The sequence below is a fragment of the Hafnia alvei genome, from assembly GCF_964063325.1.
Lineage (GTDB): Bacteria > Pseudomonadota > Gammaproteobacteria > Enterobacterales > Enterobacteriaceae > Hafnia > Hafnia alvei_B.
In genome coordinates this window covers 1,926,851-1,950,985 of record NZ_OZ061315.1, presented here as the reverse complement: position 1 = coordinate 1,950,985, position 24,135 = coordinate 1,926,851, and the positions used below count along the sequence as shown (strand labels likewise).

Genomic DNA, 24,135 nt, shown 5'->3' with positions numbered 1-24,135 from the left:
AACTTATAGGAGCCGCAAATCTCAGGTATAAAAACAGCCAGATGGCGGGCACTATGCAGCGAGCCCCAAGATTGCCACCTACACGCTGTTGGTTGCACAGCGCATAGTCGTTCCGTCGCTGTAACATAGATGGATAATTTGGAGGAAAAGATGTGGGCTACACATAGCAGTGTCTCGATTACCCGCTATATATCGAGGTGCAAACTACTATAAAATATCAATGAAGTAAATTTAGGAATTTTCCACAGTTATTAATTTCTTTATACAACACAACGACTTAACCTCTGTGAAAGAGATAAAAAACGGTATGACGGTGAGTGGATTTCCAACAGATAAAAGCCCTAACTTGCATCAGGGCTTGATAAAAAATTATGGACTCAATGCAATCTTCAAAGTGGGCATCTGAAGATTATTTTAGGATCGCCAAACCCCCATGTATTGCCATGTATACCCCAACTAAACCAATAAGAGCGCTAGATAAGTAAGGCGCTTTTTGCGCGAGCAGGTTAAATCCATGCCATCTTTTTTGTGCCTGCTTCACCCCCACCGCGGCGCCAACGCCAACAGCAACTAATGTCAGTGCAAGGCCAATACTGAAACAGACAACCATAGTGGCACCCAGCGTCAGCGCTTTGAGTTGGATGCAGATGAGAAGTACGGTAATAGCCGCAGGACATGGGATTAGCCCTCCCGTCAGGCCGAACAGCAGAATTTGTCCATTAGTCACGGTGCTATTTGTGAACCGTTTTTTGATATCATTGGCATGTGCCAGGGCGTGAGCGTCTTGGTACTCTTTGCTCTCTTGCAGCAAACCATCAAATTGATGTACGTGATCATGGTCGTGGTCGTGGTCGTGGTCGTGGTCGTGGTCGTGGTCGTGGTCGTGGTCATGATGATCGCCAGATTCCATATCCGCCAACCAATTTTTTTCACCTCTCCACGTTCGCCAAAACATCCAAACAGCGGTGGTTAAAATGATCATCGCTGAGATCAACTGAAGCCAAGGTTCAACGGACTGGGCGGTAAACTTCTGACTCACATACATCCCACCAAATGCTATCAACCAAACAATGGTGGTATGAGAGAACGTAGCCGCGAGCCCGAGCATCACTGCCTGCCGAACCGTGCCTTTAATGGCAATAATGAATGCAGCCATCATCGTTTTTGAATGACCAGGCTCTAATCCGTGTAACGCCCCCAAAAGGATCGCGCTAGGGATAAAAAACCACGCATTACCTTGCTGAAACACTGACGCAAAATCGTTCATGATAATAATTCTTACTATTATGGGTGCAAAAAAGCATACTCCCCCCCAGTATCAAATACTACCCCCCAGTATAAATGAAGTGCTATATTGCATACCTGAGAATGTTATGAAGGTGTTGCTGTGTCACATACGATTAGAGATAAAAAAAAGCTGAAAGCCCGCACCAGCAAGCTTCAAGGGCAAGTTGCAGCACTCAATAAAATGCTCGATGAGCCCCATGAATGCTCTGCGGTATTACAGCAGATTGCCGCTATTCGTGGTGCGGTGAATGGATTAATGCGAGAGGTCATTAAAGGTCATCTGACTGAACATATTGTGCATCAGGACAACGTCGCACAGCGCGAAGAAGATCTCGACGTTGTGTTAAAGGTACTGGATTCCTATATCAAATAAGCTGAGATCACGTAAAGAGAGCCTTCGTTCAAGGAAAGTGCCCCTTCAGCATTAGATATAACGCTCGAATCCCTGCGCATAAGAGCTGATGAAGACGATCAAGATAGCGATTGTTTATATTGATGCAGGGATCTGTAACCAAAGTGCCATCAGATATATTCCTTAAAAAGTCATGTAGAGCAGCATCAGCTGCTACTCTCTTCACATTAGAGGTTCATCGCTCTTAGAAAAAGTGAACCTTTAGGTCAGCCCTGTGCCAAGAGCGGAAGTTGTGTGTTTACTAGAATACGGCAGATTCAGGCATGATGATTAACCATTACGCGTAGTTGCCATTTTATCAACGTACTATCCTGGAAAGGATAAAATCCACACGTTCCTCTACAGAAACACATGGCAATTCATAAGAAAATTTGTCTGCGCATCACCGCTGATTTTTTTATGAAAATTATTTGACTGATCGTTCCATAATCAATACTATGCCGCCTCAACTCATTTCAAGTCCCCCCATCCCTATGAGTGCTGAAAAACCAACCTTTCCAGGTCGTCCACGTAAGTTCGAAGATCAGGATGTCATTGATGCTGCCGTTGCTGTTTTCAGCGCCAATGGCTATGCGGGTACCTCTGCGCAAGATTTATGCGATGGTACAGGATTAGGGCGGGGAAGCTTATATAATGCCTTTGGTAGCAAGCAAGCTCTGTACGAGCAAGCGTTACTACGCAGCCATGAACAAACTATGTCAGCACAGTTATCAATACTCACACAATCTGGCCGGGTAAAAGAGCGGTTACATACCCTTCTGCTTTGGGGTATTGCCGAAGATCTTTCTCAGCCAGAGCAGCATGATGCCATGGTCTTATTTTCAGCGCTGGAGATGGGCAGTAAAGATGAAGCCGTTGCCAGTCTGAATAATGAATATCGTCAGCATTTAGAACAAACGTTGGTCGCCGTTTTTATCGAAGGTCAACGAAGCGGTGAACTAAACAATAAAGCATCAGCCGTCGAAATGGCGAGAGGCTTTATGGCAGGCTATTACGGTTTACGTGTACTGAACAAAAACATTTCAGATAGAAAAATCCTCGAAGATGTCGTCGCTGGTCTGTTAATCAATTTATAAATTTAAGCGCAAACGTTCATTAATTACTTGTATTCATTTTTGTAACGATCATTCCAATACAGTAGGGAAATAAAAAAACATGCCATTAGTTGTATATATTTTAGGGTTAGCCATTTTTTCATTAGGCACAGCAGAGTTAATGGTGGCGGGTATGATGACCACGCTATCTGAAGCGTTTGGCGTTACTGTCGGTGAAGTTGGGCATTTGATTTCGTATTATGCATTCGGTGTGATGCTAGGTGGCCCAGTATTAACTTACGCTTTTCTTAAATTTAAAGCCCCATACCGGGCAACGTTATTATGGATGCTAGGACTCTATGTTATCGTGCAGGGGTTAAGTGTCTTTGTCTCTGATTACAATGTGTTAGTTGCCATTCGAATCGTTACGGGTATTTTGTGCGCGGGTTGTTTAAGCCTTTCACTAGCGACAAGTATGGCCCTTGTGTCTGTAGAAAATCGCCCAAGGGCAGCATCAATAGTGATCGCAGGCTTTATGGTATCCAATGTCTTTGGTGTACCTATCGCGACAATCATTGACCAATACTGGGGCTGGAAAATGAGCTTTGGGTTGGTCGCAGTCCTGGTATTGATATGTTTGTTGGTCTTAGTACGCTTATTACCGCAAATGACAGGCGGCGGTGCTATTAAAATGGCCGAAGAGATAAAGGCATTTAAAAATAAAGCCTACTGGAAAGCCTGTACGACCAGCTGTTTAATTTTAGGCGCAAGCTTTGCGGCATTCAGTTATTTTGTTCCCGTGCTGACTGATGTCAGTGAATTTACAATGCAGACTGTCCCCTTCATTCTGATGCTTTATGGGCTAGCCAATATCATCGGAAATATGGTAACGGGACGTCTTGCATATCGCCATAGTTTAGCTGTTATGGTTGTCGGCTTAACAATATTGAGTATTTCTTTGATCGGCATGGCACTATTTGTTCAATATCAAGTTATTGCTATTCTGGCTGTCATACTCATCGGTTTATCTGGTGTGCCAATGAATCCGGCAATGATGGCAAGAATTGTCAGCGTGGCGCATCCAGGTCCAATGGTCAATGCCGTTCATACTTCCGTTATCAATATTGGATTAGGTGGCGGTTCTTATTTAGGTGGGATGGCAATTTCATCAGGATTCGGTTTACGTTCAGCTTTATGGATTGGAATGGTATTAGCAGTTCTGGCTTTATTATCCGTATTGCCTTATATCCGTCGCAGTAAACAAGGCTGGAGTTAATAGGTTCTGGAGTTAATAGGTTCTGAAGATAAAAATGCCCTGATTATAAAAAATCACGGGGCGTCGATTTAGCCGTTAAATTTATTCAAAACTAACGGGCCTTTATCATCGAGTAGGCTCTGCGTGCCGGGGTCTTAATCCATCCGGATTTTGCCCTGCTGATAGCCATGTTTGATGCTTACAATACCGGGAGTTTGGTCGAATCCTGCTAGGGAAAATCATCGCGAAATATTTTATACGCTTCGCTCAAAGGGCGCTAAGAAAGCGGCAGAATTACTCGCAGTTCATCTCAGTGAAAGCCGCCTTCGCCTACTGGAATCCATCATTTCAAGCAGACATAGGCTGAGGGCAATATTCTTATATCCTGACCATGAGGCAAATGTCACCACCTCATGACAAAGGACAGCTTTTCGCTCTTAGCGGACTAAACTCTTTCTGTATCCTGATGCAGGACTAGGCACTTACTTAGCAAACGCTATGGGCGACTCTGAAAACCGCGTGGTGTAGGCTGGCGAAAGCATGTTTCGTTTCATCTGCCAGCCCTTCGATCCCTTGACCTGCAAACCAAATCTTGCCCCTACCCTTATTGTTTATCTCATCGAGGACCTTCATCAGCGCCTCGCTGTTGGGCTTTGGCCCCAACTCATCAAACAGATTAAGCTGCGACACGCCTTTATCGTAACGTGAAGACGCTATTCACGTACTTCACGCACAAAATCTTCAAGATTACGGCAATGGCTCACACCACGAAGATCCATGAACGCCTCATCAATCGAATACACTTCAACACGCGGTGCCAACGGTAGTGAAAGTTGCCATGGAGTTAGCTTATTTATGCTGTGCTCGCCAGGGCGACGTTCTCGGACTAACAAAGCAGCAATTATTAAAAGATGGGATCTTCATCGAGCAGGGAAAAACAGGGAAGCGACAGATCAAGGCATGGAGCCAGAAGCTGATGGACGTAATCTCGCTAGCTAAAGAATTACCCGGCTCCGATTGCGTTTCTAGTTTGTACGTAATCCACCAGCAGCATGGCCAGCGCTATACTCGCGATGGATTTAATAGCCGCTGGCAAAAAGCGCGGGATGCGGCAAAAACGGCATTTCCTGAATTAGCTTTTGATTTTACCTTTCATGATTTAAAGGCAAAGGGAATCTCCGATCTGGAAGGGAGTATTTCTGATAAGCAAAAAATTTCAGGACATAAAACCACATCACAAACCGCACGATATGATAGAAAAACGGAGATCGTTCCGGTAGTTGGCGGGCAGTGAATTCTAAAACATTCCTGCTTTTGTATGATGATAAGAGAAAATCATGTTAGGCATGATGTTAGGCAAGGAGGATTTTAGACACAAAAAAACCGCCTCTCGGCGGCTACGACACTGCTTTATTGCTTTGATTATTCTAGTAAATTTCCTTGGTACCCGGGACGAGACTTGAACTCGTACAGCCTTACAGCCGAGGGATTTTAAATCCCTTGTGTCTACCGATTCCACCACCCGGGCTAAGGAAATTTGGAGGCGCGTTCCGGAGTCGAACCGGACTAGACGGATTTGCAATCCGCTACATAACCGCTTTGTTAACGCGCCAAAATCTTTAGCTTTCTAACTAAACCCGCACTTTCATGCCAGCTTTTAAATTTGGAGCGGGAAACGAGACTCGAACTCGCGACCCCGACCTTGGCAAGGTCGTGCTCTACCAACTGAGCTATTCCCGCTTAGCATTTTAGCTAGTAAATTTCACTAACTTAGCTGCTTGTATCTTCTGGCTTTTCGTCGTTGCCGTCTGATGCGATGCATTCTACTTATCTCACGAACCGCGTCAACATCATTTTTATCTCACAACGACTGTTTGCTGATTTTTAACGCATTTCGATCACGGTTCGAGCAAATCATTCCGCGCAGCGTTCAAATATTGGAACATTGACCAGAATGTCAGTACTGCTGCAATGTACAGTGCGATGACACCCGCAATGATCACATAGGTATCTGGACGCCATAACAGCCCCACTAAGGCCAGCATTTGAGCAGAAGTTTTTACCTTGCCGATCCAAGAAACCGCAACGCTGCTGCGTTTACCAATTTCAGCCATCCATTCGCGTAGCGCCGAAATAATGATTTCACGGGCGATCATCGTCGCAGCAGGCAAAGTGATCCACCAAACGTGATAATGCTCGCACACCAGTACCAGCGCCGTTGCGACCATCACTTTGTCAGCAACTGGATCAAGGAATGCACCGAAGCGCGTTGTTTGTTTCCACCGGCGGGCGAGGAATCCGTCAAACCAGTCCGTTACCGCGGCAAACACAAAAATCAATGCGCAGGCAAAAGAAGCCCAGGTAAACGGAAGGTAAAACGCCACAACAAAAAATGGGATCAGGACAACGCGAAACAGAGTGAGTAAGGTCGGTATATTTAATCGCATAGCGTGAGGTAACTATCTTCCATATGTGGATATTATTTGTATGTTGCTACAATGCCCCTAGTGTTTCAATGCATTGTGGATCTTTTCTGCCAAAGCCTGTGAAATACCTGGCACTTTTGCAATTTCTTCCACGCTTGCATTCATCAAAGGCTGTAGACCACCCATGTACTTCAAAAGCGTTTGACGACGTTTTGGCCCAACGCCTTCTATAGTTTCAAGAGAGCTGGTGTTGCGCACCTTTGCACGTTTCTTACGATGACCCGTGATCGCATGATTGTGGGAATCATCGCGAATATGTTGTATCAGGTGCAGCGCCGGAGAATCAGGCGGCAATGAGAAGCCTTCCCCTTCCGGTTGCAAAAAAAGCGTTTCTAAACCCGCTTTACGATCGCTGCCCTTCGCGATACCCAGCAATAAAGGCCGGTTTTTATCCCAAGGCACATCAAGTTCAGCAAAAACATCTTTTGCCTGCCCTAACTGACCTTTACCGCCGTCGATAAAAATAACGTCTGGAATTTTATCTTCTTCAAGCGCCTTGCCATAGCGTCGGCGCAATACCTGATTCATCGCCGCATAGTCATCACCCGGCGTAATACCGGTAATATTGTAGCGTCGATATTCAGAACGAACCGGTCCGTGCTGATCGAAGACGACGCAAGAAGCAACGGTTTCTTCACCCATAGTATGGCTGATATCAAAACACTCCATACGACGAATATCAGACAGATGCAGCACTTTCTCAAGCTCAGTCAGCCGCTGATGAATAGTCGACTGTTGAGAAAGTTTCGTGATCAATGCCGTCTGCGCATTGGTTTTCGCTAATTTTAGGTAGCGAGCGCGATCGCCTCGCGGCCGTGTTTGAATATTAACCTTGCGGCCAGCAAGCTCTGAAATAGAGTCAGACAGAATATCTTTTTCAGGCAGCGAAAAATCGAGCAAAATCTCGCCTGGTAGCGTACGTATTTGGCTGCCTTGCAAATAAAACTGCCCCACGAAGGTTTGCACCACTTCGCTCAGTTCAGTCCCGCTGGGTACTTTAGGGAAATAGCTACGGCTGCCTAATATTTTACCCTGTCGGATGAAGAGTACATGTACACACGCCATACCCGAGTCAAACGCCACACCAATAACGTCAAGATCATCACTGTTGCCAGAAACAAACTGTTTCTCCGTAACGCGTCTTACCGCCTGAATTTGGTCCCGGATCCGGGCGGCCTCTTCAAACTTGAGCGCTTGGCTAGCCTCTTCCATTCGAACAACAAGTGAATCGAGCACTTGGTTATCTTTGCCGGACAAGAATAAGCGAACGTAGTTTACCTGCTGCTCATATTCCTCATCGCTCACCAAACCTTTGACACAGGGTCCTAAACAACGACCAATTTGGTATTGCAGACAAGGGCGTGAGCGGTTGCGATAGACGCTATTTTCGCACTGGCGAATAGGAAAAAGCTTCTGTAAAAGTGCGAGTGTTTCACGCACTGCATAGGAGTTAGGGAACGGGCCAAAATATTCCCCTTTCGCATGCTTTGCCCCACGGTGAATGGATAACCGTGGATGGTTGTCAGCGCTGAGGAAAATAAGAGGATAGGATTTATCATCGCGCAACAATACGTTATAACGCGGCTGATAAAGCTTTATATAGTTGTGCTCAAGCAGCAAAGCCTCTGTTTCCGTATGGGTTACGGTAACATCTATCTGAGCGATATTTTTAACCAACGTTTCCGTCTTGCGACTTCCCACATTTTGGCGAAAATAACTCGATAGACGCTTTTTGAGATCTTTGGCCTTGCCGACATAGATAACCGTCTCAGTGGCGTCATACATACGATAGACGCCGGGCTGATTGGTCACCGTTTTTAGAAACTCTACAGAATCAAAACGTTCAGTCACTGTTTAACAGGTTCTCTGCATTGCACAATCCATGGCGAATTGCTAAATGAGTCAACTCGACGTCACCGTTAATATTGAGTTTGCTAAACATACGATAGCGGTAACTATTTACCGTTTTCGGGCTCAAATTGAGCTGTTCAGAAATCTCCGTCACTTTGCTGCCCTTAGTAAGCATCAGCATAATTTGGAGTTCGCGTTCGGATAAGCAACCAAACGGCGAATCTGTCTGCGGCGTCAGCTGGCTCAGGGCCATCTGCTGTGCAATGTCAGACGCAATGTAACGCTGCCCTGAATGAACGGCCCGTATCGCGTTCACCACTTCCTGCGGCGCGGCACCTTTACTTAAATACCCAAACGCCCCCGCCTGCATAACCTTTGCCGGCAGCGGATTTTCCGTATGAATCGTTAGCATAATGACTTTGACATCGGGGTTATAACGCAATATTTTCCGCGTCGCCTCAAGCCCGCCAATGCCTGGCATATTCATGTCCATTAATACGATATCTGCGCTGTTACTGCGGCACCACTTGACAGCATCTTCGCCACATTGTGCTTCACCAACAACTTTGATCCCTTTGATATCTTCAAGAATGCGTCGAATCCCTGCGCGCACCAGTTCGTGGTCATCAACAAGAAGAACGCTGATCAAAGAAAAGTCTCCCCAAAGAAGGAATTAATGACATGTTTTTATTGCCAGTAGGCTTCGATAATACTGTTTTTTTTAGCAAGAATGAATAGTTTAATCGCTTAATACTGATTTTATCTTCTTGAAGATACAGTTTTCTATTTCACAACCATTCTCATGTGAAAAAACTGCATGATTAGTGAATAAGAAAGAAGATTACGTGAAAATATATACAAAAAAATCAATAAGTTAATAATAAATCAACATTAACAATATCTTTGTATAATTAAACGTAAACAAGTCGTGAAGTTAATAGTTTTTTTGCTATACACGCGTACAGTCTCCAACCGAAAATATCGTCTTGGTAATGAAATCTATTATTACCAATAACAATCTGAATATATTTTACTCACCCAGAACAAACATTAACCGATTGAAACTATTTAACTCATCAGCAGATAAAAGTTAAACCGATGATTTGATAAAAGCAATCGTGCTCATCCATCCTCAAAGTTTCTAACCTGTGGTATACTCTTGGGCTTAAAAAATCCGCCCTTGATGAACAGTTCTTCCCATGCGCTGACCAATTTAAATGCATTTAGGGCAAAACACACCACTAAAGGTACAATATGAGCAACGTAGATTTCTCAACCGAATCCACTATCGAATCTCTGGCCAATGAAGTCGCGTGCTTAAAAGCCACTCTGACCTTCATGTTAAAAGCCATGGGCCAAGCCGATGCGGGTAAAGTTATTATTAACATGGAAAAATTTGCGGCCCAGCTCGAAGATGCCTCTCAGTCAGAGTCTTTCAAGCACGCTATTTGCCAGATTAAACACGCCTACCGCCAATAATCTGCCTAGATTTGGCTTACACCGCGCTGTAGGCCAAATCTTATGCTGTTCTGTATTGATATAGTTTTTCGCCCTGCTTTATTATGCAATGATAATGCGTAATTATATGAAAATGAGCGTGGCTGAAGATGGGATTGCTGTTCAAAGCATTATTGGGTGCATCAGTCGTTTTGCTGATTGCTATTTTGGCTAAAAGTAAAAACTACTATATTGCTGGCTTAATTCCTCTTTTTCCTACCTTTGCTCTTATTGCCCACTACATCGTTGGTACAGAACGCTCTATTGAAGCGTTGCGCTCAACCATCATCTTTGGCATATGGGCTATCATCCCCTACTTTATCTATCTTTTATCCCTCTATTTTCTGATTGCGCATTTGCGCCTCTCATTTTCCCTCATTATCGCCGTATTTTGCTGGGTTGGCTCTGCTTGGGCCCTTGTGACGTTGTGGAATAAATTTCACGGCGTTGGGTGATGACCTACACTAAATTTTTTATCGTCAATAAAATCAAACATCTCATGACTAAGGTTAATGTTTTGATGCAAATTAAAAGCCATCATGTAAACAGGAAACTTAGCTAAAGGAGCTTGACGATGGAACCCCTCTACGGATTTGTTATCCTGTTACTCGCCATCCTTACCGTTAGTTTGTTTGCATATTCTCGCCGAGGTGCAATGTACGCGGTACTCAGCGGCCTTGGCATGGCGATCCTAGCTGCTGCTCTTTACTTCGGAGCATTGTATATCTCTGATGGCGCCGAACTCACTGCAGGAATATCCACTTTATTAGCACCTATTGCAGGAGCGTTAATCGTATTTACCACTAGCTATGGAACACACAATGGTGATGAATAAAAGGAATATTATTACTATGGTAAATTTCGGCTGAAATGAGTTTTAGATTTGCCACATACAAAAAATAAGGCCACCCTTCGGTGGCCTTATTTTATTAACTTCTGCCCCATCCCGGCGCTTATCTCCGGCACTCACTCTCGGTGGCGTTAGCTCTTTAACGGGGCCAAATCACTATGTCATAATACCGTATGTTATAATTAACAATTATTGCTATTGCACTTCGTCATTAGTTAACTAATAGATGCTCTCTTTACGAAATGACAGCCTGTGCATCAATAAACAACGTTCAATCCGGCGCTTATCTCCGGCGCTCGCTTTTCGCGGCGTTAGCTCTTTATATGAACGCCAACGCACTATATAGACAGCCGACTAAACGCTCTATGAACAAAAAACGATGAATTCCCTTGATACGCTTTCATACTTAGGATTACTCATCATCCGCTAAAAAAAGCAGACAAATCTAGCAACAAAAAGTAACCTTTTACATGTTTTTATATACAGTATTATTTTTTTGAGCTCGATAGAATATCGTTGTTGTAGGCGATAACGCTTCAATGGATGAACGCCTACATATAAATATTGAACAGCTAATTTTTGAAGGAAACAAAAATGGATAAACTCATCTGGTTCAACAATGTTGAAGATCGTACACATCCGTGGGAAGGAATGGGCCTCACTTGGCTAACCACCGCGCTTAACGTTCCCAATGTCAGCGCAGCCGTTGATTTTTATACTCATGCTATGGGCATGGTGGCGATTGCCGAACTTGAGGGGGACGATGGTGAGTTACTGTTTGCTCGTATTCGCTACCGTGGTACGAATTTTACGATTAATAAGGAAGGCTGGGACTCTGACTTAAGCAGCCCACAAACATCTGGCTCTTCGACACCATTCATTTTCTATATGTACGTTGATGATGCAGTAGCGCTAGTGGATGGTATGCAAAAAGCCGGAGCCACCATATTGAGTCAACCAGCAGAAATGTTCTGGGGTGATTTAAAAGCACGCGTGAAAGATCCCTTTGGCTTTATTTGGGACATTGCACAGAAGATCTAGAAAACATGTTTCCGCTCGTCACCATTGTGATATAAAAGCAAATAGACGTTTTCCTGGGAAAACGCTGCTGCACGGCCCAATAAACAAGGCCTGCGAGTTATCGCAAGCCTTTGGGTTTCTCAGTGGACCGTGGTGAGCTCAAGTCGCCGCCCCATTGATTAAATTGTAGCCAAAAGCTAATGCCCGATTAATTCTAAAGACAGCTACTGCATTCTCGCGGCGTCATACCATACTAATTATTTGTCATATCCAACAGCCGCTACACAGAAACAACACAGAGAATTGCCGAAGCCTAGCCGACTATCGAGTGCTCAACGATTGTCCTCGTTACCCCACATACACGAGTTAGGATCAAACATGCTCACCGATATGTCATTAGCCACATGCATCGAATCCTCCATCTTCAGCAACAAACTTCACGTCATTGTAGTTTTCAGCATGAGCTAAATGGCTGTAGTTTCAATAACAATCGGCACAGGACGCCCCAGCAACGACCACACTCCCGTAAACAGGGCGACTTCAGTTCATATATTGAACAAATAATTTAATCAGTGAATATTTATACAACTATCTGCTTGTGGATATATGGTTACGATACTGATAAAATATCGCTCGCCTTTTGGTTTATTTATTGGTTTAGTTCAAGTAGCATTTTTTGGTGCTACTTTTTTATTGGTTGATTAAACGAGACAAAGATGAATTTCAGATATGATATAAATGGACTACGCTGCTTAGCTGTAATGATGGTTGTTTTATTTCATTTTAAAGTACCATTATTGAACGGTGGATTTTCTGGCGTTGATATATTCTTTGTTATTTCTGGATTTCTCATGTCTAAAATATATCTAAAAAAATTAGACACAGGGCTTATTGGGATATATTCTTTTTACAAAAGCAGATTTTCGAGAATATATCCAGCATTATTTTCAACAATCGCAATAACATATCTGTTTTTATACTTTACTGGTTCTCCATTTATATCGACTGATTTTTTCAATGAGTCAAAATATGCGCTTTTGTTCATATCAAATATTTTCTACATGTACAATTCCGGATATTTTGATGTATCTTCAGATAGCAGATGGTTGCTACACACTTGGTCGTTATCTGTTGAATGGCAGTTTTACATACTATTCCCAATACTTACCTTCTTGTACTTTAAAATATTTGGGAAACGTAGTTTAATTGCACTTTACATTGTTCTTTTCACAATATCATTGTATTTCTGCCTATACTTTTATAGTGAGGATAAAAATACGTCGTTTTATGGAATTGCTAGCAGGTCTTGGGAGTTATTGTTTGGGGCTTTAATTTCACTATTGCCGCAACAAAAAAACTAAACCCAAGAGTAATTGAGATCTCTGGACTTATATTAATATTTTATTCATTATTTTTCTTAGCAAACCCACAAAACTGGCCTGATATCAGAACAGCGTTGCCAGTTCTTGGTGCTGGTCTTATTATCTACTCACAAGTAGATAATTCGAAAAGTCTACTTAAGAATTTTATTTTTCAATACATTGGCACAATATCTTACTCTCTATATCTTTGGCATTGGATTGTATTCTATTATTTAGTAAATAATGAAATTGAATTTAGCCCACAAACTATAACGCTATCAATTCTCGCTTCGTTTGTTTTAGCCCATTTGTCTCACCGATTCCTTGAAAGATTCAACGGAGATAACACTAAGATTTTAGTTATAGCGCCTATAGTATTTTATTCATTAGCAGCTCCAGCCAACTACTTTATGAATAAAAAAATTGAAAAGTTATACTCGTATAAAAATTATGGTGGTTCTCCTCAATCAGAAAAACAATTTGGAGCTAAACCCCATTTATGTTTTTTGACAAGTGTTAACAAATCATTTGATGATTTCGATAAGGATGGATGCTTAAAATATGAACCTAACAAGAAGAACATACTTCTCATTGGTGATAGCCATGCGGCACAATACTCGCTAGCAATTAAAAACCTCTATCCCGGATATAACATTATTCAAGCTACCGCATCTGGATGTCATCCTTGGCCCAACTCGCTAGGTGCCAGCAGATGCACTGATATGATGAATTACATTTATGATACTTATATTGAAGACAAAAAATTCGATAAGGTTATTGTCTCGGCTTATTGGTTAACTGCAGGGCCTCACGATGCCAAAGTTGGTATATCATTAATTACTCAAAAATTTAAACCTATCACTGATAATTTATCCATCATTGGTCAAACACCAGTTTTTAAATCGCCATTTTATCAGGTAGCGATAAAAAGCGACCCCACTGAATACAAGCTTCACATCGATAAAAAAACAACGGATTTCAATGACCTTTTAGCTAACTATTCAAAAGAGGAAGGGATTCCGTATATTAATGTCTACGAGTTGTTTAACGAAAACGAAATGATATCAAAATCAGGGATCCCTTTCATGTTCGATAAAGATCATTTTACACAATATGGAGCAGATAAAATAATACCACATATATAAAATGTAAAAATGATGGCTACAGCTCAGTGATTGCGCGGTCATTTATATCTCCATGTATATTGGCATCACTAGGAAAGGGCTGGTAGTGATGCTTTTATCTGTTTTACTAAGCTTTGTGAACTCTAAACCCCAAAACCAGTATTCAAAGAGATGCGAAACCAGTTTTCTTAAACTATCTATAACAAGTAGAACACCTTTGAGTACATCAGTGCTAGAGCAATACACTTAATCAAAACTTATAGGCTTATCGATATAGTCTGACTCAAGAGGATGGAGAGCCTTTAAAGGAAATAAAAATTTGTAAATAAACAGCCAAACATAAACAATTCACACGATGACACCCTAATTACTGAGGGTTCTATGCGATCAATAGCTGATCAGATGCTCTCCAGATGATAAACTTATGGTAATTCTAACTATATAATTTATATGAAAATGGAAAAATTAAGCAGTAACTTCAGGTATGACATTAACGGTCTCAGGGCTTTAGCTGTCATCGCCGTAATGGTATTTCATTTCAATCCTACATGGATGCCTGCTGGGTTTGTTGGTGTAGATATATTTTTCGCTATCTCTGGTTATTTGATGACATCAATAATTTACAGAGGGATTGATAGTGGGAGTTTTTCTCTTATAAAATTCTATGCAGCAAGGTGCAAAAGAATTATACCAGCGCTAACTTTAATGGTTTCAATAGTTGTTTTTATCGCCTATTTTATAATTGAACCATATGACTATCAAAAAATAGGAAAACATGCTAGAGACTCATTGCTATTTATATCAAATATAACTTATTTTAGTGAATCAGGTTATTTTGATGTTGATTCATTGGAAAAGTTTTTGCTTCATACTTGGTCTCTTTCTGTTGAGTGGCAGTTCTACATTATCTATCCTGTAATAGTTTTGCTGGCCTCTATTTTCATTGGAAAAACCCATTTAAAACATTTTATACTTTCATTGTTTTTGGTATCTCTTATTCTTTCATGTTACATAACAAAAACTAACGCAAGTGAATCTTATTTTATGATTCACACAAGAGGCTGGGAAATGATGGCCGGGGGTCTAGCTTATCTATTCCCATTGAAAGCCTCAGTAAAAATAAAACGGATTGTTTTTTATTCGTCTATTTTTATAGTGTTATCTTCAATTTGGATTTTCAGCAGTAAAACGCCATGGCCTAGCTTTTACGCCGCATTACCAGTGATATTTACAGCATTAGTTCTCTCTATAAGAAACGATAAAGAATGGCTTCTAGGTAATTATTTTTCACAGAAAGTTGGAAGCTTGTCTTACTCGTTATATCTTTTCCATTGGCCAGTATTAGTTTTCGCTAGAAAACTAAATGAAGTATTATCATTCCCATCATTTATTATTATCACATTCATACTATCATTTATATCTTACCATCTTATTGAAAAAAGAAGAGCTAAGATTATACATATACTCCCTTTCTATATTATAGTAATTGCTGCTTGTCAGGTTGTATCAATAGATGGAATAGGATCTAGGGTTGATAAAAAAGCGCAGGAGAGAGCGAGTGATTATAACTTATATTATAATCCTTGGATGCAATACAGGAATATCCAAAACAATCCAATTGAGATAAATCATGCAAATGGTTCTCCACAGTATATATTAACCGGAGATAGCTACGCGCTGATGTATGTCAAAGCCATGGAACAACGTGGGATTAGCTTTGATGTATATGCAAACGAATCTTGCAATGTATCGATGCTATCATCAAAATATGTTGGCAGTCCTAGCTGCCAACGAATGAAATTTTTACTAAAGAAAAAACTAACGAGCGATACAAATACGCCATTATTAATATCACAGTCATGGGATATTTATTTAGGTGAACTTGGATATGATGATGCAAAAAAAGAAGTAGAGACTTTTATATCAGAGCTCGCATCAATAAACAAGAATAGAAGAATTTACATTATCGGAACATATCACCAGCCTAGTTACAACCCTTATACATGCATCTTAAATAATATTGGATTAAAATCAAATTTTATATCCAATATGCTAAGTTCAGGAAAATGCCCAGTATCAGAGAGTAGTTCGAGGGATCTGACGAAGTCAAAAGTAAATTTAGATGCTCTTTTATCAAGAGTTACAGAAAAATATCACAACGTTAAGTTTATATCTATCAAAGATGAACAGTGCAAAAACGATAGTTGCACAATTATTGAAAATGGCGAGCCAGTGATTATCAGACCGCATTTAACTAAATATGGTGCCAATAAGTACACTCAATATATAATAAATGCAATGAAAAATTAATAATACTAGATAGGCATGGATTCATAACCATGTCTATCTAGCCAAAAAAGTTACGTCATTGCTAAATTTTTTGAGTAAACTCTTACCTGAAGACCCTTTTGTGCTTTCTTATAATACCTTTGCAAAAAATGCCACGACTTTCGGCTAGCACATACCACCAGCCCCGCCTAATAACACAAAAATGGAAATTAACCTTAAATTTACGACTATCTTGATCACCCCACAAACCCGTCTGTCACTAAAGGCAGAACGCTTGCTTTCTTGACTAAGACTTAATAGAACAGAGCGTAGGTCGCAATACAAAAATCGTAGGAAAGGATAAGTGCACAAAAAATTGAGAATTACTGCTTCAACCAAAAAGAAAACCCATCGACTAAAAATAATTTTTCCTATCCTCTACCACACTAGTAGATGCCAGCTACAAAGTTAAGGTAATCATCTACAACAACTGGATAGCTACAACTATTGAGTTGCTAGCCACGAAAAGTAAATTTAGAACGATAGAAAATGGTGACTAATGGTATACGCCTTTAATAACGTAGCTGCTAGTTTAAGCTAATTCATTTATCGCACAATAGTACTCTCACTAACAAAGAAAGCATGCGTTCAATAGCTGATCACATGCCTCTCAAGTGCTACACTAGCATAGTATGTTTTCCTCAGGGCTAACAGACTACTATCTATTACAGAGATCATTTGTATTTGCATAGTAATTTCACTAGCAGACTAGCCTTATAGTTTGCTTCTTGGCAAGTCATGTGCATCACCATTAATTAAAATAGACTGGCATTTTAAAATGAAAAGAATTGAATCCTTAGACATTTTTAGAGGTATTTGCGCAATCTTAGTAATGTTTTTTCATATAAGAGTATCAGGCACGATTACTGAGTTATCAATTTCAAGAAATGCATTTATATTTGTAGATTTCTTTTTTATCCTAAGTGGTTTTGTTATAGCAATGAAATACACAAATAGCTCTAACACATTCAAGGAATACATAACAAGTCGTTTCTTTAGAATATACCCTCTTTTTTTCATATTAATGACAATATCAATTTTAACTGAAATTTTAAAATACATAGCCCATAAGAAACTAGGCATCGAATTTGGGGCTACTCCACTCACCGGAGGTTCGTCCCCTGAGTTTATACCTTATTATTACACTTTAACTCAGGCGTGGTTTTCGTGGGTAAAAAGTGATGGATTCCTTTATCCATCATGGAGTATAAGCATTGAATTTTATATGTACATTATTTTGTGGATCCTGATTTCAGGGAAATTTTATAAGTCATCATCGTTTGCCTTTTTATTATTTTCAATTCCCATATCGCTTTATCAACACGGAGCATCATATCCAAATGACATAATTAGAGGCATGACTGGTATCCCTTTGGGTGCATTAGCATTTTATTTCAGAGATAAGATTAGAGCGTTGCCATATATGGAACTGCCTATGATAATAATTTGTTATTTTGCTGTTAGTCAGGATTATAGTTACAAATACTTTTGTGTGGCCGCTAGTTTCCTCATTACAATAGTAGTATTTAGTCATGATGCTGGGATTATTTCAAAGATAATAATAAACAGACTTTTAAAATACATAGGAAAACTTTCTTATTCAATCTATTTAACTCATGCACTTGTATTATATGCATTTGTCTTATTATCAATATTAATCGGTAAAGCTGTTGGTGTGAATTTCAGCCATTATGAAGGGAGCGCCAGAGTAATTGACTTTGGAAATATATTTATTAATAACACATTTATTATAAGCGCGATTATCGTTACTATTATTACATCGCATATTACAAATAAATATATAGAGGTACCGTTTATGAAGATAGCAAAAAGAAACAGTTTAAATATATTAACAAAGTAGTTTTTATCCAAATTTAATTTAATGGTTGTCACATGGCAACCATCAAATAAATTTGGATTATTGCTGTTATTGAGTTTATTTATGAACACTGCCCCCATAAAAGATACCCTGTTGTAATAACTAGCACTACAGCACTCAACACCAGCCCTAGCTGATACTGATTGTCAGATTGGTAAATATCACAGGTGGGTATTCGTACATGAGGATTCCCGCATTCGACCTAGCGGTGAAGTTGCTCCGAAGTTACGCAAAATGCGAGTCGATAGCAATAAAGCATGGCGATCGGCACTCAAGAGGGCTGGTATAGAAGACTTACGTTTTCATGATCTCCGCATGGGCAAGTTGGTTAGTTCAGTCTGGCGTTCCTATCTCCGCACTACAAGAAATGGGTGGATGGGAGTCTGTAGAAATGGTTCTCAGATATGCACATCTGTCACCTAATCATCTAACGGAGCACGCTAACAAAATCGACGTTGTTTTTGGAGTTTACGGCACAAATACGACACAAGGGGAGATGGTGGAACTGAAAGAAGTGATGTAACTAATTGAATTTGTTGGTGGGTCGTGGCGGGTTCGTCCCCCCGCCAATTGATTAAGAGTGAGTAGAACTGCCTTTTAAACCAGTGACTTACCGCATCTTCCGCCGCTCACACGCCCCAAGACGGAAAAGTTGTAAAGCCATTGAAGATGCATGAAAACACAGTGAGTCCCATATCTGCCCCAGAGAATTACCGCCGGCCACTCATCTGATGATCTACGAAAATGCTCTCTCCCCTCACATGACACTAATATGCAACGCCCGTGCGGTATCGCGGAAACCAGAGTTGTTCATAGTAAGGTCAACACAAAATGGATACTTCACGTCAATTTTAACCATTTCATCCACTCGATTAAAAAGGTGATCTTACAACCTAGCCAATTCTTTGAATACTTGACCAGAAAACTTATAAGCACATTTTATAATAACTTATAATCGCACTTTATAATTTCCTCTGGAATCATGAACATGGCGTTCAGCCGTTTTACACCTGCTGTTGTCAGCAGTATTCAGGTACCAATTCAGATTATGGTGTATGCAGGACTGTTTGTTTTTTCCGAATGGTTGGTGGTTGTGTGGCATTTGCCACTGCCTGCCAATCTGGTCGGTATGTTGCTGCTGCTATTATTGTTGGCCTGCCATATAGTGCCGCTGAAATGGGTGCGAGTAGGTTCTCGCTGGCTACTGGCAGAAATGCTGCTATTTTTTGTGCCTGCAGTGGTCGCCGTGGTGAATTACACTCAGTTATTGATGGTGGATGGATGGCGTATTTTTCTGGTGATTGCCATCAGCAGCCTGCTGGTTCTGGGAACGACTGCACTGGTTGTAGATAAAGTTTGTCGTTTTGAACGGGCTCGCGAAGCGCGCAAGCAGGCAAGCATTGAGCGGGCAGGTGCGTGATGACTAATTTTCATACCAGCATAGCGTGCTTGATTCTCACGCTGGCTCTCTACTTTGCCAACAAAAAACTTTATCGTCGCGTTCACAAAATGCCGCTGATGCCACTAGTGCTTACGCCGATTCTACTCGTTGCGACGCTTGTTTTCGGCCATATCTCTTATCACAACTATATTGGTGAGACGCACTGGTTACTATGGCTTCTTGGCCCAACGACTATCGCTTTCGCAGTGCCAGTGTATGAAAATCTGGGAGTGATTAAGCGCCACTGGATGTCGCTCTCTGCAGGCGTGCTTACGGCAACCACGGTGGCTGTGACTAGCTCAGTTTGGCTAGCACGTCTATTTATGCTACCGGATGAAATTCAGCGCAGCCTCGCAGTGCGCTCCATTACCACCCCCTTTGCATTAGCCGCTGCGAAATCGCTGGGCGGACAGCCACAGCTCGTCGCCTTGTTTGTTGTGGTGACGGGTGTATTCGGCATGGCAGTTGGCGACGTACTTTTTCTGCGCCTCTCCATTCGTGAAGGTATAGCGAAGGGCGCCGGATTTGGCGGAGGCTCACATGGGGGAGGTACGGCACGATCCTACGAAATAGGTCTACAGGAAGGTGTGGTTGCAAGTCTTGTAATGATGCTTTCCGGCGTGGTGATGGTGCTGGCTGCACCACTGATTGCATTGTTTATGTTCTGAATTGACATTACAGGGTAGTTACGCAAGCTACCCTGTAGTCGCTTAGATTGATTCTCGTTGCTATCTTAGATTTACCCCGCACAATCCGCGCCTGGCAATAACCATTTGAATCACTTAAACGCATTAGCGATCCACTGGTATTGTCAATGCGCCGGTCTCTTGCATACGAACCGGCGCAAACTAAACGACTCTTCTGCGATTTACTCTTGTTCCATTTGTACTTGTATTGTTTTATGAAAGCCCAAGTGTGTCTGCAGGTGTATCAATAAATGAAGCCACTAATAATGTTACGGGGATTATAAGCTGGAACAGTGACCACACACTGGCGTTATCGAGAGTGCCGGCACTGGTGGAGTGATTACGGCCAAAGTGACGATGGATGGGATAAACAATGAGTTATGGGCGCATACAGGCATACAGGCATACAGGCATACAGGGTATAGCGTTATCCGGCATAAGGGGGGGCTAATCGCTGAGGTGTTGAGGTAACAGAACGGCCTACCACGTCAAAATTTTATACCCACGAAATTCAAAATCCATTAGAGAGATTTTAGGTCGGAATTTTAAATCTGATTTTTTCTCAGGTATCCCCGAAAAAAAAAGGCTCGCAATTTTCATGCAAGCCTTTGAATTTGTTGGTGGGTCGTGGCGGGTTCGAACCGCCGACCAATTGATTAAGAGTGCGTAGAACTACCTTTTAAACCAGTAACTTACCGCATCTTCCGCCGCTCACACGTCCCAAGATGGAAAAGTTTGTAAAACTATTGAAGATGCATGAAAACACTGTGAGTCCCAAATCTGTCCCAGAGTATTACCGCAGGCCACTCATGGGTGATCTGCGATAGTGCTCTCTCCCATCAAATACACGGGTTGTCATCGAACTCGCTCATCGTCATATCGTTGACTACATGCGTCACAACACCGAATATCTCAAATCCCGTCTCTTCATCAGCAAACGTCACATCATCATAATTTTCCAGCTTCGCTAAACACGGCACTGGCATAGTCAGTAATCGGCGCAAGACGAACTCACCACATAGTCCTGCCTATATGTTAAGTAACGTCACTTGATGCATCATTAGTGTACATTTCCTTTAGTATCTAAACCATAGCAAAACAAATCAGAAACATATTATAACGATGCGTTTACTACAAGCCTGCATTTAGCTACCCTCACATAACCCACAGGACTAGTGGGTGTTTTGTTGCTAAGCAAATAATTGTAAGCAAATCCGAGGATGAAAAAATGAATAAATACCTTTTGGTTGCAGTAAGTTCCACACTCCTTTCTTTCTCAGCTTTATCTCATGCGGCGACTGAAATTACTCGCTCAGATGCTGATAACTACACAAAAATCGGTGTGGTCAGTGTTGATGTGCATGATGGTACCCTAGATGCTGTTGTCAAAATGATTAATAAAGAAGCTGATGAGAAGAATGCGGATGCATATCGAATTTCTTCTCTTGGTGATGCAGGCATGGGTGATACCATGCGTGGAACTGCTGAAATATATAAGAAAAAATAAACATTAGTTAGTTATGCTGGTCACAACCGTGATCAGCATACTTGTGACCACATTCTTTCCTATCTGCATGAATATCAATTAAATAATTAAATAATTAAATCATTCTGGCTATATTCGATTTCCACACTTCGTGACAAATATCACACTCCAACATTAAAAAAACATATAACTACTATTCTAAACTAAAGTTCTTATGTAATACCCATAATCAACGTTTAACTTAAAAGACATAAGGATTTGAAAATGAGAAAATTAGCGTTAAGTGCAATTGTTTTAACATTAATCTTCAGCGGTACTGCAGTTGCGGAAATGTCGCAGCATTCTGTTATGGTTGGCGGCTCTGCAATGATGCCAAATAAAAATATTGTACAAAATGCCCTCAACTCTAAAGATCACACAACGCTTGTTGCTGCCTTAAAAGAAGCAGGATTAGTTGACACCCTAGAGGGTGAAGGACCATTTACAGTTTTTGCTCCAACTAATGAGGCTTTTTCTAAATTGCCGTCCGGCACGGTTGAAAATCTTCTTAAGCCAGAAAACAAAAAACAATTAACTGATGTGCTAACTTACCATGTTGTCCCTGGCAAATATGATATGAAAAAAATGGCGAAAATGCTTAAAGATGGTGACGGCAAAGCAGAGCTAAAAACCGCTAACGGTGAGGCACTATGGATAATGTCTAACGGGCCTCATAATATTCAAATCAAAGATGCAAAAGGTAATATTGCTAACATTTCCACCTACGATGTTATGCAAAAAAATGGCGTCATTGATGTAATTGATACCGTACTAATGCCATAGTCGGATACTCTGTCCTGTGATTTATTTTAATCACTTAAACGCATTAGCGATCCACCGGTGTTGTCACTGCGTCGGTCTCTTGCATAGGGATCGGCGCAAACCTAATTAATCTTCTGCAATTTCTTCTTGCGCCATTTCTTCTTGCGCTGCTTTTTGAGCCAGATTCCAGATCGAGTCCTGTGGCATTTCTACACGAACGGAAAGGAATTGGTCAGACGGTATATCAATAGGATCGCTTTCCTCATATCCATCCTTGATGTTTCTGGCGAATATGGGGGCGTCTGGATAAGTGCGGTGATAAGTTTTAACCAAAATTGAGCCATCAGCTTCAACCTCATAATCCAACCAAATTAATCGCTGGCCATTGCGGTCTTTTGGTATTTCAAAACCGCCATCATTACCACCCCACGCACGATCCGAATTCATACCCAGAACATTACTTATCCGATAAACGCCGACGTCTTCACGCGATACCTGCGCACCTTCTGACTCATCATTGGTGTCGAATGTGCCATCGTGGAAAATATTAACGATTGGCGATGCCGTTTTTAACGTTCCATCAGAGGCTACCGTGGTATTACCAGTGTGATAAATCTTTCTCCACGCTTCAAAAACAGACGATTCGCTCCCCCTAAAATAGAGTCGACTCCCCCTGCCGGCAATCTGTAGCTTAAATTCTGCTGGGTTGACGGCATGGGCAATTTGTATCCCCATGGTTCCAGATGACTCAGCTCCATCTATTGCACTTGTCATAATAGTGCTTCGCTGATAAGAGTTAGACCATGCATCATTCAGCGATGGGCCACCTAAGCCATGAGCACCATTAATCATCACCCTGCCTTTAGCGGCATCTCCAACACTTTGCTGAATATTAGCCGTAGATGCCGAGCCTAAATTAGATAGCTGATTTGATAAACTATTCCATGATGGGCCTGAGAAAGTGCTGCCATCTGGCAATCTAATCGTAATGTTACCGTTACTGCTGAATACTAACTGCCAGTTCTGTTTATCGTAATTCAGTCCACGCAACGCCTGTGCTGTTTCTGCTGCCAGTTGTGCAGTTATAGCGTTCATTGCATCGCGCGGTACCGATGACCATGCCGCACCAGCTTGAGTCGGACCGTCATAATTTTTGAGCAGCGTAACGCTAGTGGCACTATTTACAGTTTTAACCGGCAGCGTATAGGTAACACCACCAACAACGGAGACGATAAAGTCCCCTGCCTTTAAATCTGTGGTGAATACCGTTCCTGTACCAGATACCGCCGCTGAGTTATTTGTTAGCGTTATTGTTCCGGCTGACATATTTATTATTC

21 protein-coding genes, 3 tRNA genes and 3 pseudogenes are annotated in these 24,135 nt (G+C 41.5%); 17 read left to right on the top strand and 10 right to left on the bottom strand.

Features of this window, described 5'->3' with window-relative positions:
• Positions 1-409: 409 nt before the first annotated feature.
• Entirely contained in the window at positions 410-1,267 is an 858-nt protein-coding gene (locus AB3Y96_RS09260; protein WP_367299028.1) for a nickel/cobalt efflux protein RcnA, read from the bottom strand.
• Positions 1,268-1,387: 120 nt separating this feature from the next.
• Between AB3Y96_RS09260 and rcnR the strand changes: the two genes are divergently transcribed.
• From rcnR to AB3Y96_RS09245, 3 genes are all read left to right on the top strand, one after another.
• Positions 1,388-1,660 (top strand): Ni(II)/Co(II)-binding transcriptional repressor RcnR, encoded by a 273-nt coding sequence (gene rcnR, locus AB3Y96_RS09255; protein ID WP_072307400.1) that lies wholly within the window; start codon positions 1,388-1,390, stop codon positions 1,658-1,660.
• 449 nt (positions 1,661-2,109) lie between these two features.
• Positions 2,110-2,775: a TetR/AcrR family transcriptional regulator gene (locus AB3Y96_RS09250; protein WP_247650375.1), complete on the top strand. Its 666-nt coding sequence runs from the start codon at positions 2,110-2,112 to the stop codon at positions 2,773-2,775.
• Positions 2,776-2,854: 79 nt separating this feature from the next.
• On the top strand, positions 2,855-4,009 hold the full coding sequence (locus AB3Y96_RS09245; protein ID WP_367299027.1) for an MFS transporter: 1,155 nt from the start codon (positions 2,855-2,857) through the stop codon (positions 4,007-4,009).
• Between the two features lie 461 nt (positions 4,010-4,470).
• Here the strand turns inward: AB3Y96_RS09245 and AB3Y96_RS09240 are convergent.
• Positions 4,471-4,681 (bottom strand): annotated as a pseudogene (locus tag AB3Y96_RS09240) (DUF4113 domain-containing protein); the annotation flags it as partial.
• Between the two features lie 106 nt (positions 4,682-4,787).
• Here AB3Y96_RS09240 and AB3Y96_RS09235 point away from each other — a divergent pair.
• Positions 4,788-5,282, top strand: a pseudogene (locus AB3Y96_RS09235) (tyrosine-type recombinase/integrase); the annotation flags it as partial.
• A gap of 147 nt (positions 5,283-5,429) precedes the next feature.
• Here AB3Y96_RS09235 and AB3Y96_RS09230 read toward each other — a convergent pair.
• The 6 genes from AB3Y96_RS09230 to uvrY form a co-directional block, all read right to left on the bottom strand.
• Positions 5,430-5,516: transfer RNA gene (locus AB3Y96_RS09230), tRNA-Leu, on the bottom strand.
• 10 nt (positions 5,517-5,526) lie between these two features.
• Positions 5,527-5,600, bottom strand: a tRNA-Cys gene (locus AB3Y96_RS09225).
• Between the two features lie 52 nt (positions 5,601-5,652).
• A tRNA-Gly gene (locus tag AB3Y96_RS09220) sits at positions 5,653-5,728 on the bottom strand.
• 158 nt (positions 5,729-5,886) lie between these two features.
• Positions 5,887-6,435, bottom strand: a complete 549-nt coding sequence (gene pgsA, locus AB3Y96_RS09215) for a CDP-diacylglycerol--glycerol-3-phosphate 3-phosphatidyltransferase (protein ID WP_025801668.1) — start codon at positions 6,433-6,435, stop codon at positions 5,887-5,889.
• 57 nt (positions 6,436-6,492) lie between these two features.
• Positions 6,493-8,325 (bottom strand): excinuclease ABC subunit UvrC, encoded by a 1,833-nt coding sequence (gene uvrC / locus AB3Y96_RS09210; RefSeq protein ID WP_072307395.1) that lies wholly within the window; start codon positions 8,323-8,325, stop codon positions 6,493-6,495.
• On the bottom strand, positions 8,318-8,974 hold the full coding sequence (gene uvrY / locus AB3Y96_RS09205) for a UvrY/SirA/GacA family response regulator transcription factor (protein WP_025801666.1): 657 nt from the start codon (positions 8,972-8,974) through the stop codon (positions 8,318-8,320). Before uvrY ends, uvrC begins: the two co-directional genes overlap by 8 nt.
• A 605-nt stretch (positions 8,975-9,579) precedes the next feature.
• On the opposite strand from uvrY, the gene AB3Y96_RS09200 reads away from it, so the two are divergent.
• From AB3Y96_RS09200 to AB3Y96_RS09150, 11 genes and pseudogenes are all read left to right on the top strand, one after another.
• On the top strand, positions 9,580-9,804 hold the full coding sequence (locus tag AB3Y96_RS09200; RefSeq protein WP_072307394.1) for a DUF2594 family protein: 225 nt from the start codon (positions 9,580-9,582) through the stop codon (positions 9,802-9,804).
• A 128-nt stretch (positions 9,805-9,932) separates the two neighbouring features.
• Entirely contained in the window at positions 9,933-10,277 is a 345-nt protein-coding gene (locus tag AB3Y96_RS09195; RefSeq protein WP_367299026.1) for a GlpM family protein, read from the top strand.
• Positions 10,278-10,396: 119 nt separating this feature from the next.
• Positions 10,397-10,657 carry a DUF2545 family protein gene (locus AB3Y96_RS09190; protein ID WP_072307392.1) on the top strand — a complete coding sequence of 87 codons (261 nt, stop codon included), beginning with the start codon at positions 10,397-10,399 and terminating at the stop codon, positions 10,655-10,657.
• A 609-nt stretch (positions 10,658-11,266) separates the two neighbouring features.
• On the top strand, positions 11,267-11,713 hold the full coding sequence (locus AB3Y96_RS09185; protein WP_367299025.1) for a VOC family protein: 447 nt from the start codon (positions 11,267-11,269) through the stop codon (positions 11,711-11,713).
• Between the two features lie 695 nt (positions 11,714-12,408).
• On the top strand, positions 12,409-13,053 hold the full coding sequence (locus AB3Y96_RS09180; RefSeq protein ID WP_367299024.1) for an acyltransferase family protein: 645 nt from the start codon (positions 12,409-12,411) through the stop codon (positions 13,051-13,053).
• The gene (locus AB3Y96_RS09175; protein ID WP_367299023.1) at positions 12,999-14,198 is read left to right on the top strand and encodes an acyltransferase family protein; all 1,200 of its coding nucleotides are present in this window, start codon (positions 12,999-13,001) and stop codon (positions 14,196-14,198) included. Before AB3Y96_RS09180 ends, AB3Y96_RS09175 begins: the two co-directional genes overlap by 55 nt.
• 429 nt (positions 14,199-14,627) lie before the next feature.
• The gene (locus AB3Y96_RS09170; RefSeq protein WP_367299022.1) at positions 14,628-16,487 is read left to right on the top strand and encodes an acyltransferase family protein; all 1,860 of its coding nucleotides are present in this window, start codon (positions 14,628-14,630) and stop codon (positions 16,485-16,487) included.
• Between the two features lie 796 nt (positions 16,488-17,283).
• Positions 17,284-18,366: an acyltransferase family protein gene (locus AB3Y96_RS09165; protein ID WP_367299021.1), complete on the top strand. Its 1,083-nt coding sequence runs from the start codon at positions 17,284-17,286 to the stop codon at positions 18,364-18,366.
• Between the two features lie 165 nt (positions 18,367-18,531).
• Positions 18,532-18,907, top strand: a pseudogene (locus tag AB3Y96_RS09160) (tyrosine-type recombinase/integrase); the annotation flags it as partial.
• 459 nt (positions 18,908-19,366) lie between these two features.
• Positions 19,367-19,804 carry a CidA/LrgA family protein gene (locus AB3Y96_RS09155; RefSeq protein ID WP_367299020.1) on the top strand — a complete coding sequence of 146 codons (438 nt, stop codon included), beginning with the start codon at positions 19,367-19,369 and terminating at the stop codon, positions 19,802-19,804.
• Positions 19,804-20,493: an LrgB family protein gene (locus tag AB3Y96_RS09150; protein WP_072307385.1), complete on the top strand. Its 690-nt coding sequence runs from the start codon at positions 19,804-19,806 to the stop codon at positions 20,491-20,493. The genes AB3Y96_RS09155 and AB3Y96_RS09150 overlap by 1 nt, the downstream gene beginning before the upstream one ends.
• Before the next feature lie 857 nt (positions 20,494-21,350).
• Here the strand turns inward: AB3Y96_RS09150 and AB3Y96_RS09145 are convergent.
• Positions 21,351-21,515, bottom strand: a complete 165-nt coding sequence (locus AB3Y96_RS09145; RefSeq protein WP_247650376.1) for a hypothetical protein — start codon at positions 21,513-21,515, stop codon at positions 21,351-21,353.
• 224 nt (positions 21,516-21,739) lie between these two features.
• Between AB3Y96_RS09145 and AB3Y96_RS09140 the strand changes: the two genes are divergently transcribed.
• Together AB3Y96_RS09140 and AB3Y96_RS09135 are read left to right on the top strand one after the other, a co-directional pair.
• Positions 21,740-22,018 carry a DUF1471 domain-containing protein gene (locus AB3Y96_RS09140; RefSeq protein WP_072307384.1) on the top strand — a complete coding sequence of 93 codons (279 nt, stop codon included), beginning with the start codon at positions 21,740-21,742 and terminating at the stop codon, positions 22,016-22,018.
• A 243-nt stretch (positions 22,019-22,261) separates the two neighbouring features.
• Positions 22,262-22,819: a fasciclin domain-containing protein gene (locus tag AB3Y96_RS09135; protein ID WP_072307383.1), complete on the top strand. Its 558-nt coding sequence runs from the start codon at positions 22,262-22,264 to the stop codon at positions 22,817-22,819.
• Between the two features lie 105 nt (positions 22,820-22,924).
• Here the strand turns inward: AB3Y96_RS09135 and AB3Y96_RS09130 are convergent, their stop codons facing one another.
• A complete protein-coding gene (locus AB3Y96_RS09130; RefSeq protein ID WP_367299019.1) occupies positions 22,925-24,124 on the bottom strand; it encodes a phage tail protein in 1,200 nt (399 codons plus the stop codon).
• Between the last annotated feature and the right edge of the window lie 11 nt (positions 24,125-24,135).

Bases quoted from the DNA above. Each gene is read 5' to 3' on its own strand.
- AB3Y96_RS09260 (WP_367299028.1), bottom strand. From the start codon at position 1,267: ATGAACGATTTTGCGTCAGTGTTTCAGCAAGGTAATGCGTGGTTTTTT.
- AB3Y96_RS09245 (WP_367299027.1), top strand. From the start codon at position 2,855: ATGCCATTAGTTGTATATATTTTAGGGTTAGCCATTTTTTCATTAGGC.
- pgsA (WP_025801668.1), bottom strand. From the start codon at position 6,435: ATGCGATTAAATATACCGACCTTACTCACTCTGTTTCGCGTTGTCCTG.
- AB3Y96_RS09200 (WP_072307394.1), top strand. From the start codon at position 9,580: ATGAGCAACGTAGATTTCTCAACCGAATCCACTATCGAATCTCTGGCC.
- AB3Y96_RS09195 (WP_367299026.1), top strand. From the start codon at position 9,933: ATGGGATTGCTGTTCAAAGCATTATTGGGTGCATCAGTCGTTTTGCTG.
- AB3Y96_RS09190 (WP_072307392.1), top strand. From the start codon at position 10,397: ATGGAACCCCTCTACGGATTTGTTATCCTGTTACTCGCCATCCTTACC.
- AB3Y96_RS09185 (WP_367299025.1), top strand. From the start codon at position 11,267: ATGGATAAACTCATCTGGTTCAACAATGTTGAAGATCGTACACATCCG.
- AB3Y96_RS09180 (WP_367299024.1), top strand. From the start codon at position 12,409: ATGAATTTCAGATATGATATAAATGGACTACGCTGCTTAGCTGTAATG.
- AB3Y96_RS09170 (WP_367299022.1), top strand. From the start codon at position 14,628: ATGAAAATGGAAAAATTAAGCAGTAACTTCAGGTATGACATTAACGGT.
- AB3Y96_RS09165 (WP_367299021.1), top strand. From the start codon at position 17,284: ATGAAAAGAATTGAATCCTTAGACATTTTTAGAGGTATTTGCGCAATC.
- AB3Y96_RS09155 (WP_367299020.1), top strand. From the start codon at position 19,367: ATGAACATGGCGTTCAGCCGTTTTACACCTGCTGTTGTCAGCAGTATT.
- AB3Y96_RS09150 (WP_072307385.1), top strand. From the start codon at position 19,804: ATGACTAATTTTCATACCAGCATAGCGTGCTTGATTCTCACGCTGGCT.
- AB3Y96_RS09140 (WP_072307384.1), top strand. From the start codon at position 21,740: ATGAATAAATACCTTTTGGTTGCAGTAAGTTCCACACTCCTTTCTTTC.
- AB3Y96_RS09135 (WP_072307383.1), top strand. From the start codon at position 22,262: ATGAGAAAATTAGCGTTAAGTGCAATTGTTTTAACATTAATCTTCAGC.
- AB3Y96_RS09130 (WP_367299019.1), bottom strand. From the start codon at position 24,124: ATGTCAGCCGGAACAATAACGCTAACAAATAACTCAGCGGCGGTATCT.